Annotated in this window: 17 protein-coding genes; 8 read left to right on the top strand and 9 right to left on the bottom strand. The window is 67.1% G+C overall.

The window, feature by feature from the left end; genetic code table 11:
- Positions 1 to 43: 43 nt before the first annotated feature.
- Together TFU_RS07225 and TFU_RS07220 are read right to left on the bottom strand one after the other, a co-directional pair.
- Positions 44 to 1378 carry an SWIM zinc finger family protein gene (locus tag TFU_RS07225; protein WP_011291891.1) on the bottom strand — a complete coding sequence of 445 codons (1335 nt, stop codon included), beginning with the start codon at positions 1376 to 1378 and terminating at the stop codon, positions 44 to 46.
- Positions 1379 to 1539: 161 nt separating this feature from the next.
- Complete coding sequence (locus tag TFU_RS07220; protein ID WP_011291890.1) at positions 1540 to 2604, bottom strand: NADH:flavin oxidoreductase/NADH oxidase; 1065 nt, start codon at positions 2602 to 2604, stop codon at positions 1540 to 1542.
- 269 nt (positions 2605 to 2873) lie between these two features.
- Between TFU_RS07220 and TFU_RS07215 the strand changes: the two genes are divergently transcribed.
- From TFU_RS07215 to TFU_RS07205, 3 genes are all read left to right on the top strand, one after another.
- Positions 2874 to 3275: a DUF2267 domain-containing protein gene (locus TFU_RS07215; RefSeq protein WP_011291889.1), complete on the top strand. Its 402-nt coding sequence runs from the start codon at positions 2874 to 2876 to the stop codon at positions 3273 to 3275.
- Between the two features lie 74 nt (positions 3276 to 3349).
- Entirely contained in the window at positions 3350 to 3709 is a 360-nt protein-coding gene (locus TFU_RS07210) for a DUF2267 domain-containing protein (protein ID WP_104613072.1), read from the top strand.
- A gap of 259 nt (positions 3710 to 3968) precedes the next feature.
- Positions 3969 to 4307 carry a DUF2795 domain-containing protein gene (locus tag TFU_RS07205; protein WP_011291887.1) on the top strand — a complete coding sequence of 113 codons (339 nt, stop codon included), beginning with the start codon at positions 3969 to 3971 and terminating at the stop codon, positions 4305 to 4307.
- A gap of 52 nt (positions 4308 to 4359) precedes the next feature.
- On the opposite strand, the gene TFU_RS07200 is transcribed toward TFU_RS07205, so the two are convergent.
- Together TFU_RS07200 and TFU_RS07195 are read right to left on the bottom strand one after the other, a co-directional pair.
- The gene (locus TFU_RS07200; protein WP_011291886.1) at positions 4360 to 4854 is read right to left on the bottom strand and encodes a ferritin-like domain-containing protein; all 495 of its coding nucleotides are present in this window, start codon (positions 4852 to 4854) and stop codon (positions 4360 to 4362) included.
- Positions 4855 to 5026: 172 nt separating this feature from the next.
- Positions 5027 to 5776 (bottom strand): tyrosine-protein phosphatase, encoded by a 750-nt coding sequence (locus tag TFU_RS07195; protein ID WP_016188658.1) that lies wholly within the window; start codon positions 5774 to 5776, stop codon positions 5027 to 5029.
- A gap of 484 nt (positions 5777 to 6260) precedes the next feature.
- On the opposite strand from TFU_RS07195, the gene TFU_RS07190 reads away from it, so the two are divergent.
- Entirely contained in the window at positions 6261 to 7079 is an 819-nt protein-coding gene (locus TFU_RS07190; RefSeq protein ID WP_011291884.1) for a hypothetical protein, read from the top strand.
- 34 nt (positions 7080 to 7113) lie between these two features.
- Entirely contained in the window at positions 7114 to 7314 is a 201-nt protein-coding gene (locus TFU_RS07185; protein ID WP_011291883.1) for a hypothetical protein, read from the top strand.
- A gap of 170 nt (positions 7315 to 7484) precedes the next feature.
- On the opposite strand, the gene TFU_RS07180 is transcribed toward TFU_RS07185, so the two are convergent.
- Positions 7485 to 8243, bottom strand: coding sequence for an ABC transporter permease (locus tag TFU_RS07180; protein ID WP_011291882.1), 759 nt, complete (start codon positions 8241 to 8243; stop codon positions 7485 to 7487).
- On the bottom strand, positions 8240 to 9229 hold the full coding sequence (locus TFU_RS07175; protein WP_011291881.1) for an ATP-binding cassette domain-containing protein: 990 nt from the start codon (positions 9227 to 9229) through the stop codon (positions 8240 to 8242). Before TFU_RS07175 ends, TFU_RS07180 begins: the two co-directional genes overlap by 4 nt.
- Positions 9230 to 9304: 75 nt before the next feature.
- Between TFU_RS07175 and TFU_RS07170 the strand changes: the two genes are divergently transcribed.
- The 3 genes from TFU_RS07170 to TFU_RS07160 all read left to right on the top strand — a co-directional run bounded on the left by TFU_RS07170 (position 9305) and on the right by TFU_RS07160 (position 12559).
- On the top strand, positions 9305 to 10285 hold the full coding sequence (locus tag TFU_RS07170) for a helix-turn-helix transcriptional regulator (RefSeq protein WP_081430409.1): 981 nt from the start codon (positions 9305 to 9307) through the stop codon (positions 10283 to 10285).
- A 586-nt stretch (positions 10286 to 10871) separates the two neighbouring features.
- A complete protein-coding gene (locus tag TFU_RS07165; RefSeq protein ID WP_173668147.1) occupies positions 10872 to 11138 on the top strand; it encodes a hypothetical protein in 267 nt (88 codons plus the stop codon).
- Positions 11139 to 11611: 473 nt separating this feature from the next.
- Complete coding sequence (locus tag TFU_RS07160; protein WP_016188654.1) at positions 11612 to 12559, top strand: CPBP family intramembrane glutamic endopeptidase; 948 nt, start codon at positions 11612 to 11614, stop codon at positions 12557 to 12559.
- 189 nt (positions 12560 to 12748) lie between these two features.
- Here the strand turns inward: TFU_RS07160 and TFU_RS07155 are convergent, their stop codons facing one another.
- The 3 genes from TFU_RS07155 to TFU_RS07145 form a co-directional block, all read right to left on the bottom strand.
- Positions 12749 to 13153, bottom strand: coding sequence for a four-helix bundle copper-binding protein (locus tag TFU_RS07155; protein WP_011291877.1), 405 nt, complete (start codon positions 13151 to 13153; stop codon positions 12749 to 12751).
- Positions 13154 to 13275: 122 nt separating this feature from the next.
- Positions 13276 to 13785, bottom strand: a complete 510-nt coding sequence (locus TFU_RS07150) for a hypothetical protein (protein ID WP_104613075.1) — start codon at positions 13783 to 13785, stop codon at positions 13276 to 13278.
- 505 nt (positions 13786 to 14290) lie between these two features.
- The gene (locus TFU_RS07145) at positions 14291 to 16180 is read right to left on the bottom strand and encodes a PQQ-binding-like beta-propeller repeat protein (RefSeq protein WP_104613076.1); all 1890 of its coding nucleotides are present in this window, start codon (positions 16178 to 16180) and stop codon (positions 14291 to 14293) included.
- Between the last annotated feature and the right edge of the window lie 400 nt (positions 16181 to 16580).

The raw sequence follows: 16580 nt of genomic DNA, 5'->3' as shown, positions 1-16580 counted from the left end.
TGCTTTCGAGGGTGGCGGGTGCGGGTCGGGTAGCCGAGGCGGGTTATGCGGGGAGAATCGGGTGCTTCCGGTGGTCCCACACGGCAAGCGGGCGGAGGCCGTCGGGGGTCCATTCCGCTACCACGGTGACGGGGTGGCCGCCGCTGACGCTGAAGATCTGCCATCCGAATTTCGTGTCTTGCCGCAGCAGAGGGAGGGCGTCTCCGGAGGAGTCGGTGAGCCAGAAGACGTCACCGCGGACACAGGTGACGTCGGTGAGGACCACCGGCCAGGTGTCTCGCCACGGGTCGGCGGCGAGGGCGCGGGCCGCGTCGGCGAGAGCGTCGGCGATGCTGCCGCCGCGCGGGGTGTCCGCGCGTTGTTCGGAGTAGCGGGTGGCGATGACGGCGCGGTTCTCTGCCGGGTAGAAGGCGAGTTCCGCGTCGAGGAGGGTGCCGACGCGGGCGGGGGTGTCGAGGGCGCGTCCTTTCGGGGCGAAGGACAGCAGCAGTGCGGTGCGTCCGGTGGCTTGTCCGCGCAGCCAGATGCGTCGGCCGCGCACCTGGTCAGCGGTGAAGTCGCAGCGTCCGAGCACGTCCCAGTGGTCGCGGACGGTTTCTTCCGGTTCGGGCAGCGGGAAGCCGATGCGGGCGCGGACGGTGGCGCGCAAGGGTGCGGGGAGGGTGTCGCTGCGCTGGTAGCTCACGCAGAGCAGGTGCAGCAGGGCGTATTCGGTGAGGAGACGGTCGGGCCAGTCGTCTTCGGAGGCGACGTGGTTGAGGGAGCGGAGTTGGTGGGCGAGACGGCCCGCTTGCGCGTCGACGAGGCGTGCGGCCATGCCGTCGCGCTGGGTGGAGTCGCGGCGGTTGGTGGCGAGCCCGGCACTGACCTGGTCGATGAGCCAGGTGTCGAGTTCAACGACCCCGTCAGCGACGCGTTGTTCGCGTTGCCGGGCGCGGCGGGCCACAGCGTCCGGGTCGGTGCTGGTCTTCGTGGTTTTCTGGGGTGCGGGTTTAGCCGCTGCTGCCCTGGCGGCACGCTGGTTCAGCCACTCGTCCAGCCAGTCGGGGCCGGTGTCTTCAACGGCAACGTCTTCCGTCCAGAGGACGAGAAGCGCGAGCACGTGTTTGCAGGGGATTTTGCGGCTGGGACAACTGCACCGGTAGGCGGGGGTGCCCGGTCCGATTAGGTGTACGGCGACCTGGTAGTGCTTGGCTCCGCTGCCTTTGCATTCGCCCCATACGGCTGTGGCGCCGCCGGGGGCGTCAGTGTCTGGCCCGGCGGGACGCCAGCCGAGCCGCGGCCACGAGTCGGGGTGGGCGATTTTTGTCGCGGCTTTGCGGGACGACACGTCAGGGGCGAGCGCCCACACGTCGTTGGCGGTCCATCGTTCGCTCACGGTAGGCCACCGTAGCGGCGGGGGGTGACAAAACGACCGCAACCGTGGTGAACTGCATCAACGTTCCGGGCGTCTGTGGGAGCTCGGGAGAGGGCTGCGGGTGTCCCCGCCCTCTGGTTGGGGAGCGGCTCGGGGTTGCTCCCCAACCAGAGGATGGCGGGTTAGTTCAGGCGAGCGCGTTCGTAGGGTTTCGGCCAGAGGTTGCCTGCGCGGAGCCGGTCGGCGGCGTGCAGCGGCCAGTGGGGGTCGCGGAGCATGGCGCGACCGAGCAGGACCGCGTCGGCTGATCCGGAGGCGATGATCTCTTCGGCTTGTTCGGGCGCGGTGATCAGACCGACAGCGCCGGTGGGGACGTGGGCTTCGGTTCTGATCTGGCGGGCGAAGGGCACCTGGTAGCCGGGGCGGACCGGGATACGGGCGTCGGGTACCGCGCCGCCGCTGGAGGTGTCGATGAGGTCGACGCCGCGGTCAGCGAGGAGGCGGGCCAGGCGGACCGAGTCGTCGCCGGTCCATCCGCCTTCCACCCAGTCGGTGGCGGAGATGCGGGCGAACAGGGGCCGGTGGGCGGGCCACACTTGGCGGACGGCCTCGGTGATCTCCAACAGCAGCCGGACCCGGTTGTCGAAGCTGCCGCCGTAGCGGTCGGTGCGGTCGTTGACGAGGGGCGAGTAGAACTGGTGGGCCAGGTAGCCGTGGGCGAAGTGGAGTTCGACGACGTCGAAGCCGGCGGTTTCCGCGCGGCGGGCGGCTGCGGCGAAGTGTTCCGGTAGTGCGGCGACTTCGTCGGTGGTGAGCGCCCGGGGCGCGGCGAGACTGCCGAAAGGCTGGTTGGTGGAGCTGACGGTAGGCCAGCCGCCTTCTGTTTCGGGGACGGTGTGTTCGCCTTCCCAGGGCACTGCGGTGGAGGCTTTGCGGCCCGCGTGCGCGAGCTGGATGGCGGGGACAGCACCGTGGGCGCGGAGGAAGTCGGTGATGCGCCGCCAGGCGGAGGCTTGTTCGTCGTTCCACAGTCCCGTGTCGGCGGGGCTGATCCGTCCTTCGGGGACGACGGCCGTGGCTTCGGCGATCACCAGTCCGGCCCCGCCGAGGGCGAATTGGCCGAGGTGGACGAGGTGCCAGTCGTTGGGGACTCCGTTGTGGGCGGAGTACTGGCACATGGGAGAGACCCACACCCGGTTGGGGATGAGGGTGTCGCGCAGTTTCAGTGGTTCGAAGAGGTGGCTCACATTGAGCACGAATCACCGATGGTTTTTTCGCATTCCCGGGTGGGCCGTGACTCTGCTCACAGCAGGATGCCGGGCTGGTTCCAGTCTTGGTGGCGGTGCCGCTCCCCGCTCAGTTTCTCGCAAACACCACACGATTCTCATTTCCTCCCAAACCCGCATACTCCCCCCGGGTCGTGGTAGAGGCTCTCCGACATCAGGTGGCACACGCCGCGGCAGCGGTCCGCGGCACAGCAGCCCACCACCGCGGAGACACGCACAAGGGGAGAGCAATGCAGCACGACGCGTTCATCGGACAAGTGCAGGCGCGGGCTCGACTCGACAGTCGCGGATCAGCGGAAACCGCGACCCGGGCCACTTTGGAGACGCTGGCGGAGCGGATCCCCGCTGACCTTGCCGAGGACCTCGCTGCCCAGTTGCCGCGGGAGATCAGCGAGAACATTCTGCGCATCACGTCCCAGCCCGGGGAAGAACAGGGGCACCGGTTCGACCGGGACGAGTTCATCGCCCGGGTCAAACAGCGCTCGCACACCGACGAGCCGAAGGCTGCGCACATCGCGCGGGTGGTATTCGAGGTCCTCGACGAGGCGACGACCGGCGGCACGATGGAGAAAGTCCGGCAGAGCCTGCCTGAAGACCTGCGTCAACTGGCGTTGGCTGGCAGTAAGGGCTGAGCACCGGCACGGCAGGGCGGTGCCGGGGGTGTGCTGGGGCCGCGGTGCCGCCGCCACGGAGAGGAGAGACATCGTTGATCGCACACCAGGACCTCGTGGACCGTGTCGCCGCCCATGAAGAGATCGCCGACACCGAAGAGGCGCAGCGCGTGGTGCACGCGGTCATCACGTCCCTGTCTCCTCACCTCGCTCCGGAGGCCCGCAAGGACCTGCGGCGGGAGCTCCCGAAATCCCTGTGGGAGGACATGGACCGGGGCCAGGCTGTTTCCCCGCAGCGCTCCGGCACCCTGGCCCAGCAGGTCGGTGAAGAGTTGAACTGTCCGCCGGAGCGGGGACTGCAGTTGGCTCGAGTGGTGGTGTCGGAGCTTTCGCTCGCCTCTCCCATTCTCGGCAGGGAGATCGCAGACTCGCTCCCCGACACGTTCGGCTCCTAACCGGCGGGCCGTGCTGCGTGTGCGGCATTGGGGGTGCGTGGTCTGGGCAGGAGAGCACAGCCGTGGTCCCCGATGCAGCAGCGGCCAGGCGTGCCTTGCGAGGAGAACGGCTGCCGGGACCGGCCTCTGCTCGGGCGGACCGGGGCGGCGACGCCCGGAATCCTGGTGGCTGAGGGGAAGGAGGATCGGGCGGTTGCCGTGGCGGCACAGGGCAGGGGGACTGCTGCCGCCGAGAAGAAACCCACGCTAAGGAGGCACCATGGTGCTGCTCCACGACACTGACGAGGTCCGCAGGGCACTGTTCGACCTCGACTATCCCGCTGCCAAGGAGGCGGTGGTCGCGTGCGCGGAACGCAACCGAGCCGCACCTGAAGTGGTGAAGGCGCTGCGGGCCCTGCCCCTGGGCGAGTATGCCAACGAGGCGGAGGTACTGCGGTCGATTCCGCTGGATCCTGCTGCGCCGCGGCAGCGGACCCCGGCGGAGCGCAACGAGCAGGCCCGGAAAACACGGCACGGCCATCCGGGTGTGGCCGAGCACATGCACGAGGTCTCCCCTCCCCCGATCGAGGAGGAGCTCGGGGAGACGTGGGGACGCTGACCCGGAGGCACGGCCGGGGCGGCACGCTGCGGCCGCCCCGACGCTCCGCGGATCACACGGTGGCGAGCATTCGGCGGCCCATCTCGTGGGTGAAGCGCTCCAGTTTGCCTGCGGTCTCTTCTTCTTGCAGAAGGTTGGTTTCCAGCAGTTGGATGCAGGTGGTCTCCCCCATGAGCATGGCTTTGCCAACAAGTCCCCGGTAGGCGGCGATCTCATAGTGTTCGACCTTGAGGGCCCCGCCGAGCGCGAACATCGTCAGCACTTGCGGTGACGGGTTCATTCCGGCGAACTCTCGGAACTCTTGGCGCAGCGCTTCGATCGCCGCGCAGGGGACTCGCTGCGGTGTCGCACCGATCGCCCGGAAACACTGCTCGAGGTTGGCGATCTGCTGCTGGGTTTCCTGCTGGTGGTGGCGGAGCATGTCGGCGACGTTCTCGTCGGCGACCATACCGGACATCTCGTCGAGCATGTCGGCGATCACCGCCTCACCGGTGCGCATGGCCGACATTTCGTGGACGAACAGGTCTCTCGGGGTTTCCAGTTTCATCGCTGCTCCTTGTCGGATACGTTGCGGCGGCTGCGCGGCTACCCCCGCCCGGCAGCACCTCACCCCTTTTTGTGCGTGCTTTGCGGTTTCTTGAGCGGAATGTCCCACCGCAGTCTTGAGGACCGGGAAGCCGTTTCTGCCCGCGCATGCACCGGGAAGCAGCAAGGACCGCCTATGCGACGAGGGCGTCCACCAAGCGGTGGAGTTCGTCTGCGGTGACTCCGCGGCTCTGGAGATAACCGTGGGCTCCGCCGTACTCGGCGGCGAGCCGGTCAAGGAAGATCTCCATGGTTTCGGGGAAGGCGCTGAAGGTCTCCTCCGGCATGGCGGCCAGCCGCTGCTGGTAGGCGGGGACCGTGCTGAGCTGGGCGTGGAGTGCATCGAGATGGTCGGCGGTCCGCGCGTAGTCGGCCACGATGTCGTCGCGGTCTGCTCCCGCTGCGGCGAGGATGAGCGCCACCGCGGCCCCGGTGCGGTCTTTGCCTGCAGCGCAGTGCACGAGGACGGGCAGGTTCCGGTGCTCTCCTAGCAGGCGCACGATGCGCGCGAACGTGTCCCCAGAGTGCTCCAGGTAGCCCAGGTAGTGGGCGGCGATGGCGGCACTGCTCGTAGGCTGGGCCTTCGCCATCCGGCGTGCCGCATACAGCGGCAGGTGTGCTGTGGCCATGCCGGTTTCCGCGAGCGCCGGGCTGGCGGCTTCGCGGGCCTCGCGTCGGCCGCGCAGGTCGACTCGGGTGCGCACCCCGAGACCGTGGGCGAGCTGGCGGGCTTCGTCAACGGTGAGGAACTGGGGGGTGGCACTGCGGTAGAGCCGTCCCATGCGAATCCTGCCGCCGTCCGTGGTGCGGACTCCACCCACGTCGCGGAAGTTCATCAGGGCCGTGAAGACGGGGGAAGCGGGGGGTTCACTGATCTGAGTCACTCCGCCATCTTCGCTTACGCCCCAATACGGGACAATCGGCGGTCCTACCGGTGTGGGCGAGAAGTCTCGGCCGCATTGCCGACCGCGTTCCTTCCTGCGGGCAGTGGGGTCACGCCAGCACGTCGCGCGCTCTCGCGAGATGGTCGGGCTCGTCACCATGGCGGGGTGGCCGATGCACGGGGGGCCGGCTGTCTGCTCTCGACAGGATCACGCTGCTGTGCGGAAGGACGATGACGGGGTGCTTCCGCGGCGCTGCCGCCCGCATGCCTGCGCTAGTGCCGGGGGACCATGGGGGCGCGGTGCGGGCCCCTGGAGTTTACTGAAGCCCTCGTTTCTTTCCCCTCTGCAACGGAGTGGCCACAATCCCCTCCACGCATGGCGTCCGCTATCACCGGAAATATCCCGCAATACCCGGCGCAACCCACCCCACAAAGCAATTACATAATGAAAAAATCTATTTACCTTCTGTGATAAACATGAGGTTGTGGGCCCGCATTGGAGTCAGGTCAGACTTGGTGCAAAAATCCTCAGCGCCACCCTCACGTTCCTTGCCGGTCTCGCTCTCGCCGGACACGAGGCCGAGCTCTGGCAGTTCTCTCCCCGCGAGGAATTCCGACTCGCCTCGGTCAGCATCACCCTGCTCTTCTTGAGCTTGACCGCCTCAGCGATCCACCAGTGGCGTTCAGAAAAGTCTGAAGTCACCCTCCGCAACATCCGCCAGGGAGTCACCTACTCCCTGCACGCCCTCCTGTTCCGCATCCAAGACGAAACCGGGATCGACGTGCGGGACCTGGGCGCCACCGTGCATCTGCGGGTCCGCACCGGCATATGGCCGTTCCACCACGAACAACTCGTCCCGCTAGCGTGGGCACGGTTCCGAGCCACCAGTGTCTCCGGTATCACCTGGCGGCCCGGGGTCGGCGTCATCGGCCGCTGTGTAACCTTGGGCCGCCTGCTCATCGTGGATGTCGCCGCCCTCGACCGGCAACTGGAGAGCCTCACCGAAGCGGAATGGCACGAACTTGCCCAACGCGAACAGCAAGAACCCCCCGAACAGTCCCGGACACTCGGGATGAGTTACCGTGAATGGCAGCGGGCTCGGGGCAAGTTCAGCGTCATCCTTGCCACCCCACTGATCGGGCGGAGCTCCACCAGGCCGGAGATCCTGGGGTGCGTGTCGGTTGATGTCATGACCCCCGATCCCAGCACCGACAGCTACGAGCTGCTGTCCGAGGAAGCCGTCCAATACGCCGTCAGCGCCGCGGCACGCGAGATCAGCAACGTGTTAGCCGCTTTCCTCTGACTCCTCGGACACAGCGGGGACGGAGTGGCAGACCGTGAACGACCGCAGCAGACCGACGCCCCGCATCCTGGTCGCCCAGCCGATGTGGACTGCCGAGTCAGCCAAACTCTTCACCGCGGAAATGGAACGGCTCGGCGCCCCGTCAGCACACGCCGCGGTCTGCTACTTCGACGCCCGCGCAGAGATCCGCAACGACTCTCTGCTGCGCCGCCTGTTCACGCGGCGCCGCCGCTGACACCACCGTCCACACAGCCCCGCCCCGGCCTCGCCAGAAACACCCAGACGGCTCTATCCGCACCCACAGCAAGGACACGGTGCCTGACGGGAGCCCGCCAGGCACCGCAGAAGACATAATCATCCCCTCTCCCGCTGGGGCCTGCCCCTTCCGAGAGGAGCCCGGCAGCATCAGTGCGCGCGACGCATCGTGACAATGCCCACCCACAGGCCGAGCACGGCCGTGACGACCGCCGACAGCGCGCCCCACGCAACCACCGACGTGTCCCACACCCCGTTGAACAAGGCGCGTTCCGCGTTGACCACGTAGGTCAGCGGGTTGAGCAGGGACATGGTACGCAACCATCCAGGACCGCCCTCGACCGGCAGCATGATGCCGGCCAGCAGCACCAGCGGGAACAGCACCGTCTGCTGAACCCCCCAGAACAGCCAGTGCCGGTCCTTGGACACCAGCGCCAGCGCATAGGAGAGAGCACCCACACCGACACTGAACACACTGATGATCAACAGGCCGCCGAGCGCCCCCACCACGTGGGGACGGAACCCGAATGGGATAGTCGCGGCAAGAATGATCACCGTCTGGGCGAGCACCGGCACGATCTCTTTCAACGCCCGCCCCACGATCAGCGACGAACGGCGCAGCGGCGAGACCAGCATGCGCTCGTGCGAACCGAGCTGGATCTCAAACAGCAGGTTCGCTCCGGTCGACATCGTGGCAAACAGGCACGACATCACGATGATGCCGGGCACAAACCACTGCAGGGTCGACTCGCCCGACAGCCCTTCAGGCAGCAGAGGAGCGAACAGGGCGAGGAAAACCAGCGGCTGCACCAGGCTGAAGACCACCGTGAACGGGTCACGCAGCACAGGCCGGAGTTCACGGACGAAAACGGTGATAGTGTCAGTGAGAGGCGTGGTGGGAATGGTCATGCCGGGACCTCCTGGGTAGCGGCAGGCTCCGAAGCAGCGGCGTCGCGGAGGCTGCGGCCCGTCAAGTTGAGGAACACGTCGTCGAGCGTAGGCCGGGCGATCTCCACCGCAGCGACCGGCAGGTCGGCTTCTTCGAGCTCCCGCAGCAGGGCGGGTGCGAGCCGGGAGCCGCCGTCAACCTCCAGCACCACGCGGACACCGTCGTGGGTACCCCGCGCGCTTTCCGCCCGGGCCATGAGATGGCCAAAAGCCCGCTTGGCGTCGTCGGCCCGGTCGAACGTGAGCGTGATGCGGTCGCCCGCGTATTCGGCTTTCAACCGTTCCGGGGTGTCATCGGCGATGATCGTGCCGTGGTCGATCACCACCACACGTTCCGCGAGTTGGTCGGCCTCGTCCAGGTAGTGGGTGGTGAACACGATCGTAGTGTCGTGCCGGGAACGCAGTTCACGGATGTGTTCATGCAGGTTGGCCCGGTTTTGCGGGTCTAGCCCGGTGGACGGTTCGTCGAGGAACAGCAGTGGCGGCGTGTGCATCAGCCCCAGGGCGATGTCCAGCCGGCGTTTCTGGCCTCCCGACAGGGAGGAGGAACGCCGGTCGGCGACATTGCTCAAGTCGAGGGAGGCGATGAGTTCCTCGGCGCGGCGGCGGGCCTGGTCCGTACTCATCCCGTAGGCGCGCCCCTGGCTGATGAGTTCGTCTCGACCGCGCTGGTTGTACCCCGATCCGGTGCCTTGGCCGACGTAGCCGATACGGGAGCGCACTTGGCGCGGTTGGGTGCGGATGTCGGCTCCCGCGACTTGGGCGGTGCCTGAGGTGGGGAGGAGAAGCGTGGTGAGCATCCGCAGGGTGGTGGACTTTCCGGCCCCGTTGGGGCCTAGGATCGCTACCATCTCCCCTGCTTCAACGTTCAGGTCGATGCCGCGGACCGCTTCCACCGTCCGTTTCCGGGTGGTGAAGTGTTTGGTCAACGCACTAGCGTGGATCATTGTCTCATTCACGACAAACCACTCTAAAGGTTATTGCGGTCATCGCGCGTCCGTAATATGCGGCATGCTGAAACCATGGCTAATACGAGCACGCGAATGCTGCGCTTGCTATCCCTGCTGCAGACTCAACGGTATTGGTCCGGTAGGGAACTCGCAGAGCAACTAGGGGTGAGTGAACGTACCCTGCGCCGTGACGTAGACCGGTTGCGGGAACTGGGATACCCGGTCGAGGCAACACGAGGAGTGGCCGGCGGCTACCAACTGCGGTCGGGTACGGCCCTCCCCCCGCTGCTCCTCGACGACGAGGAAGCCGTCGCCATCGCCGTGAGCCTGTGCACGGCCGCGCAGAGCACGGTGACCGGCGTCGAAGAAACAGCGGTGCGAGCCCTCGCGAAGGTCGTCCAGGTGATGCCGCCCCGGCTGAGCAAGCGAGTGGAAGCGCTGCGCCCCTTCACCCTGCCCGCCCTTCGCAGCAACGCACCAGCGGTCAACGCGGTCATCCTCACGGTGCTCGCGCAGACCTGCCGGGACACCGAGATCCTGCGCTTCACCCACCTTGCCCGCGACGGCACACGGTCCTTGAAACTGGTGGAACCCCACCACCTGGTGTCGCTGTGGCACCGCTGGTACCTGATCGCCTGGGATGTGGGCCGGGGAGACTGGCGCACGTTCCGGGTCGACCGCATCACGGATCCGGAGGCGACAGGGGCACGGTTCATCCCCCGCGAGATTCCCGGCGGTGATCCGGCGGAATTCGTGCGAAAGCACAGCCGGGAGCTGCCCCCGCAGTACCGGGTGGTGGTCGAAGTGGCTGCAGCCGCCGACACCGTCCGGCGGGCTGTGGGTTCGTGGGGAACAGTGGAGGAACTGGACGGCGACCGGTGCCGGCTCACCTTGCACACGGACTTCTTCGACTGGCCGGCCATGCTCCTCGCCTCCCTCGACGCAGACTTCACCGTGGTGGACCCGCCCGAATTCCGCGACTACCTGCAGGCCTGTGCGGGACGGTTCCTGCGCGCCGCCGAGTCGGCTGGACCGCTCCCGTCCGAGTCATGAGCGGCACGGACAGCACGGTGCCGAGCCACCGAGGGCGCGGACCGTCCCGCCTTCGTGCGACAGCACGGAGGACTGTTCGAGGTAGTGGACTCTGGTGTGTTTTTCGGTCGCGATTGTGTGGGCGGTTGCTGGGGGTTGTCTGTAATCTTCACAACCCCCAGCTTTACGTTGTAGATTTTTGATTGGCTGCTGGAGGGCTGCCTGAAGGCGCCGCTCCCTCCCCCAGCTTCGCCGTGTTCCCGAGGTTCTCCCCCGTCGCCCCCCCTGCCTCGCGGCACTTGTTCCTCAAGCTCGACGGCCGCGCAGATGCTGCACTCCAAGGGCAACGAGCCCACACCCCGTCCCCCACGCGGCATTGACCGCGAAGAGCGCAGGGATCGCGAGCGGGTTGGCGACCGGTCCCCGCAACTCCCCCGCCAGAATCGGGGACAGCACCGCGCTCAGCACGAGGGAAGCCAGCGCATACCCCAACCGGTCGCAAGCAGTGTGACGTCCTCCCTTTTTGGAAAGACGGGGATTCCTGCCGTACCGCTTACGCGGCACCAGTGACGGGAACACGGAGACGATCGCGCTGCACTCTGACGTGATGTTCGAGTTTGACCGGGCTGATTTGACGCCGGAAGCCGAAGCCGTGGTGCGGCGGACCGCGGAAACCCTGGAACACAAGTCAACCCTGATCACCCGGCGCGAGATGTTCGCCAAGGTCTGCGCCAGCTTCGAGGCGCGCCTGATCGACGTGGATCTGCTCGCTAAATCCCCGCCGAAGGTCGCGGTGCGACATATCGCCATTACCTGTGGTCGCCTTCATACCTCGCCGCGTCATGCGGTGGCGCACCAACTAGAGATCATCTAGAGGTATATCGAACAGCAACGCTAGCCGCCTCGACCTGAAGACCAGGACTTGCGCTGCAGTCGTTCGAGTCACACACAGCGTGGGTGGGGAGGACCGTGCCGCCCGTAGGTCGACCTACTGTCCAGTACGGAACCCCCTATAGTCGGAGCTGTGACGCCGAACAGTCCCGCGCTGGCCGTGCCCTGGTCTGGCCCCCGTGCCGCCCCTGTGCTCTTGGCCGCGCGGCAGCGCTGCACCGGTGCTGGGGGCGCCTGCGGCGTACCGTGCCGAGGAAGGGGGCACCCGTTGTGCAGGACAGCACCGACGGCCACTGCTGTGGACCGGGGATTGCGGTGCGAGCCTTGGTTGCCTCTCCCCCACTGGCGGGCCGCGAGCCGGACATCCGCGCCCCGGCTCCTTCCCCCACCCTGCCCTGTACCGCGCAGCAGCGCTGGCGGCAATCGGCCACCGCCCCCGAAACTCAGAGAGGGAGTATGACTGCCGATCGCAGCCCTTTTGCCCTGTCCCTGTCCGTCTTCCTGCTTCTTTCGTTTGGCCTGTCGTGGCTGCTTGCGCTCCCGCTGTGGCTCGGCGACGGGCTTGAGGACCCGCTCTTCTACCCCATTGCCGTGGCCATGATGGGTACGCCCGCAATCGCGGCGCTCGTGGTCGTCTTCTTCGTGGAACGCCCACCGCAGCGGGCCCGCTCCCTTGCCCTGTGGCCGCTGACCCCCGCGGGCCGGTTGATCGGCTATCTCGCGCTCGCCTTGGTCGTCCCGATCCTGCTTATCCTGGTCGCACTGCCGGTCGGCGCCCTGCTCGGCGTGTACCCAGCGGACTTTGCCCACCTCTCCGGATTCCAGGAGCTCATCGACGCCGGCGTGGCAGAGCTGGGTATACCCATCCCCGACATTCCGATCGGTGTCCTGCTCGCCTTCCAATTCGTGAACGTCATCATCGGCGCGTTCCTCAACCTCATTCCGGCACTGGGTGAAGAGCTGGGCTGGCGGGGCTGGCTGCTGCCGCGCCTGTACCGGTTCGGTGCCGCACCTGCCCTGCTGATCAGCGGCATCATCTGGGGTCTGTGGCATGCGCCGGTGATCTTGCTCGGCTACAACTACCCGGATGCGCCCGGTTGGCTGGGCCTGCTCATGATGGTGGGAATGTGCGTCATCATCGGCGCTGTCTTCGGCTGGCTGCGCATGCGGTCCGCCTCCGTGTGGCCCGCAGCGCTCGCGCACTCCTCCTTCAATGCCGCGGCCGGATTCCACCTGGTGTTCGCCCAGGCCGGGCAGACAGTCAACACCGTGCACGCCTCCATCCTCGGGTGGAGCGGGTGGATCGTCCCCATCCTGCTCGTTGCGGTGCTGTGGGCTACCGGCCAGTTCCGGCCCGCTCCGGTGGAACCGGAGCGCCCTGAACCTCACAAGGAGCTCGAATAGCCTGGGCGGGCGGTGCCCTCCTCCAGGGCACCGCTCCGCTCTCCTACCGCGACGACAGCGCCGTTCCGGAGCCCAGGAAGTGCCCCGGAGCGGCGCTGTCGTGGTTGGGCCTGGGGCTTCCCTCCCCAGACGTCCCGCTCGCCTGGCCCACGGCGAGGCCGGACGAGCAGAGGTGGTGTCACCGGCGGCTCACAGGGAAGCGAGCAGTTCCCGGCAGACCATCTCGCAGCGGCGGCATGCTTCGGCACACACCCGACAGTGCTCGTGGTGGTCAGCGTGGCGGGCGCACTCGTCCGCACACACTTTGCAGGCTTCGGCGCAGGCCTCCAGGATCGCGCGGGTGAGGTTGGCGTCGTAACCGGTGTGCCGGGACAGCACCCGCCCAGTGGTTTCGCAGATATCAGCGCAGTCCAGATCAGTGCGGATGCACTTGGTGAGTTCCGCAACCCTGTCCTCGCTCAGGCAGGCGTCTGCGCATGCGGTGCACGCCTGAGCGCATTCGAAGCACGCTTCGATGCATGCCCGCAGTTTCTCCTGGTCGACTCCGCCCAGACTCTGCGGATAGGTCTCCAGCATCTGTCCCGCGACACTCATCGTGTTCTCCTTCCCGGGTGTACTGCGGCCTGTGCTGGTCCGGGCTTCGGCCAGACCGGACCGTGACCCATCCGCTATCCGCCTGGGACGGAGCCTAACCTGGTGATCTTTCCCGAGGCGGCCTAGGATTCCTCGGTTTTTGGTCCCCCGGTGGGAAGGCCGATGAGGAGCGCGGTCAGCCAGAGGACGATGGCCGCGGTGAAGCCCACGGCGAGGCGCGCGGTTTCTGCGTGCCCGCTCAGCAGCAGCGCGATCCCTGCGGCCCCGATCGCGCAGAGCAGCAGCCCGGCCCACAGGTACACCGCGCGCCGGAAAACAGCGGCGAGCGGGAGGAAGTGGAGTCCTACGAGAGCGCAGATGATTCCGGAGGCCAGCTCGGTCTGGTCCAGGAAGACGAGGACAGCCCCGGCCGCGATGCTCACCACAATCTGGCTTGCCGCGATGAGAATGAACCAGCGCCGCTGTTTTCGAGGGGTGGCTACAACCGATGTTTCGAAGATCCCCCCGCGGGTCCCCATCACGACGACGATGAAAGTAGCCAGAATCGATCCGCCGAGGGCGATCAGCAGCGATGCCGTGTCGGCCAACATGGAACTGGCACTCATCGCCGCGAAAAATCCGAGCAGGGCCATGAGAACCACACCTCGCGGCTGTGCGCGGTTCTCCGGAACCGATGAAGTAACGGGAGGTGAATCCATATCGCCCCTTCTTCCCCAACAATTTCCCGGAAAACCACTATCTCTTACTGTTGACCCTGTTTCGTCACTCGCTGTCACAGAAGTTCGCTGCTCTTCGTTTTTGTACGGTATCTCTGGCCACTTTCGGCCAACCTTTGTTGGCGAAAAACCGAAAAGAACGCTCTTCGGAGAATGGTGTTCTAGGGGTTGGGCGTGCTCTTCCCCGCAGGCGAACGGCGGCTTTTCCTTTGACTGGTTCTTCGCTTTGAGGCGTTTCCGCGGCTGGTGTGGGCTGCGCGGAACAGTTCTGCCCCGCAGTCACTTGCCCCTTGTCCGGCGGTGCGATGCTGCGGCCGCCGCCCCCGGTCTGGCGGGACGGTGTGTGCCGGGTCTCCCCTGCCATCAGGGGCGCGGGGTGCTAGGGCCTGGGCGGACTGTGGACTGCTGTGCTCTGCGGCAGTCAGCGCAGCCCGAAGATGGGCCGCTCCCGCTCACCGGTGAGGGAATCGGCGATGTCTTCGAAGACGACGAGGGCCCCGGGGACGGGAAGTACTCGCACCTGGGAGATCCCGGTGGCGGGGAGCATCCCCTCGAGTTCCAAGGTCAGCGGTTCGGTTTTGCTGTCCCACGCCGTCACGTCCACGTCGTATCCGCCTCCGGTCGCCGCGTCCTTGCTGAGGTGCACCATGACGGCGGCGTCAGCGAGATCCACCCACGAGGTTCCTGCGAGCACATGCGGATAGGGGGCGCCACTGGCGGCGCTCTGCACAAGCTGGCCGTCCAGGGAGCGGCGCTCGTGCACCAGCCGCCCGCCGTCTTCTGTGTCGATCCGTACCACGGAGACCGTGTCCGCGGTGAAATGTGCGCTGTGGCCGTGTTCGGTGAGGTCCAGGTCGTCGACCAGGATCTCGCCGGTGGCCCGGTCGACCACCAGGTAGCGGATGTCGGACCCCCATTTCTCCACGGCGACGACCGAGCCGTCGGAGGTGACCGGGTGGAGGTGGGAGCGGTAGCCGGTGTGGTGGTAGCTGATCTCCGGGTTAGGGCCGACCGGGCCTTCCCCCGGATATTCGGTGCGCCACAGCTCCTGGCCGGTGGCCGCGTCGAACGCGGTCAAGCGGCTCGTTCCTCCCCGCAGTTCGGTCCGTCCGCCGAGCACCCCGTCCTCCCAGTCGGTAGCGAGTCTGGTGGGGGCGCCCAATTCGTCGTGGCAGTCCTGGGAGACCACGACAGCGTCGGGGAAGGCGCGGATCCAGGTCCGCGGCCGCCGGTCGACCAGGCAGTGGGGGTCGAGCGGCGCGGTCCAGCGCTGGGCGTCGGTGTCGAGGGCGCGGGCGGTGAGCTGCCAGCCGTCGTCGCCGTGGTCCAGCAGGATCCGCGCATCCTTGGTGAGAAGGTCGATAGGGGCGATGCCTCCGATCCGACTGATCCGGCGCCGCTGTTCGGCGTCCCGCCCCAGGTTCATCGGAGTGCTGCTGCGGACCTGGCCAGTGGCGGCGTCCAAGGTGAGCAGCGTGTCCCGGTATCCCCGGTGGTCGTAGACGGTGAAGAAGAGGACGACGGTGCGGCCGTCAGGGGTGACGTTGGCGGTCACCTCTGAGCCCAGTCGGCGGTAGTGCCACGTCTCCTTTCCGGTGACGGTGTCCAGGGCGATCACCCCGTCGCCGACGTCGACGACCGCGCCGGCGGCAGTGGCCAGCACGCGGTGAGTGCGTGCCCCGTGCGGCGGGTGCCAGCGCCAGGCCACCCGTTCCACGGTGGTGGGGACGGGGCGTGCCTCTGCTGCGGTGGCGGTGGTGTGCGAGACGAGGGCGTCCGCGGCGGCCGCCCACACCCCGGTGGCCAGGAGCAACGCTGTTGCGGTGCCGCACGCCAGTCCAGTCAGGGGCATTCCCAGTGAGCGGGGCCGGTGGTTGCGGCCGCACACCGCCATGATCGTCGCGCCCCCGGTCATGGCCACCAGCCCGGTCCATCCCACCACCGACCAGGGGGTGCTGCCGGGGCCGGGGGTGGTGAGGCCGAACAGCCACCGCGGGGTCTCTACCAGGGCCATGAGCGCGGTCACGCCGACGAGGACCCAGCACAGGAGTACCGGGCGCCGCGAGGCCGCGTTCTGGTGCTCTTCCGGGACGCGTTCGAAGAGTTGCAACAGGGTCAGCCAGCCGAGGAGTCCGGCCAGCGCCCAGAAGAAGACGCGGATGATGGGGAGAAGGTCCGGGCCTTCGCCGCTGTCTCCGAAGAGCAGAGGGCTGACCAGGCCGACCAGGGCGCCCACCGTTAACAATCCCATGCCGACCCAGGTGAGGAAACGGCGGAGGGTATGGGAGAGGTGTAGCGGTACAGGGGGCATGGTCGTGGTTCGGCTCCTCGGCGGATATTCAGTGGTGCGGCGACGAGGGCTGCCGGGGGTGTGCCTCCATCGTCGACGAACCGACGAATTCCCGCCAATGGAACCGAACACGGATGGCGGAGTCCTCGTGGCCAGTTGGGTGGTCCCGCCACGGCGCTAGGAGGCCGCAGGTCGAAACCCCGCACCGTTTCCCGGGTGCATCGGCCACCGCGATCATCGGTTCAGACGGAAGGCTTCGGCAGTCATCTTTCCCACCGTTTCTCCTATTGAAGGAAGTTTACGAGGATTTTGTCTCTGCGACTACCGTTGCGGGGAACTCTTTGCACTATTTCCGGGGGTGCGGCGAGTCTTCGCAGAGCCGCGGCTTCCGTATTCTCGCGTGAATTCCTGGAAAACAGTC

Source organism: Thermobifida fusca YX, from assembly GCF_000012405.1.
GTDB lineage: Bacteria > Actinomycetota > Actinomycetes > Streptosporangiales > Streptosporangiaceae > Thermobifida > Thermobifida fusca.
Note: the sequence above shows the minus strand (reverse complement) of the source record. Positions and strands in the feature narration are given on the sequence as shown.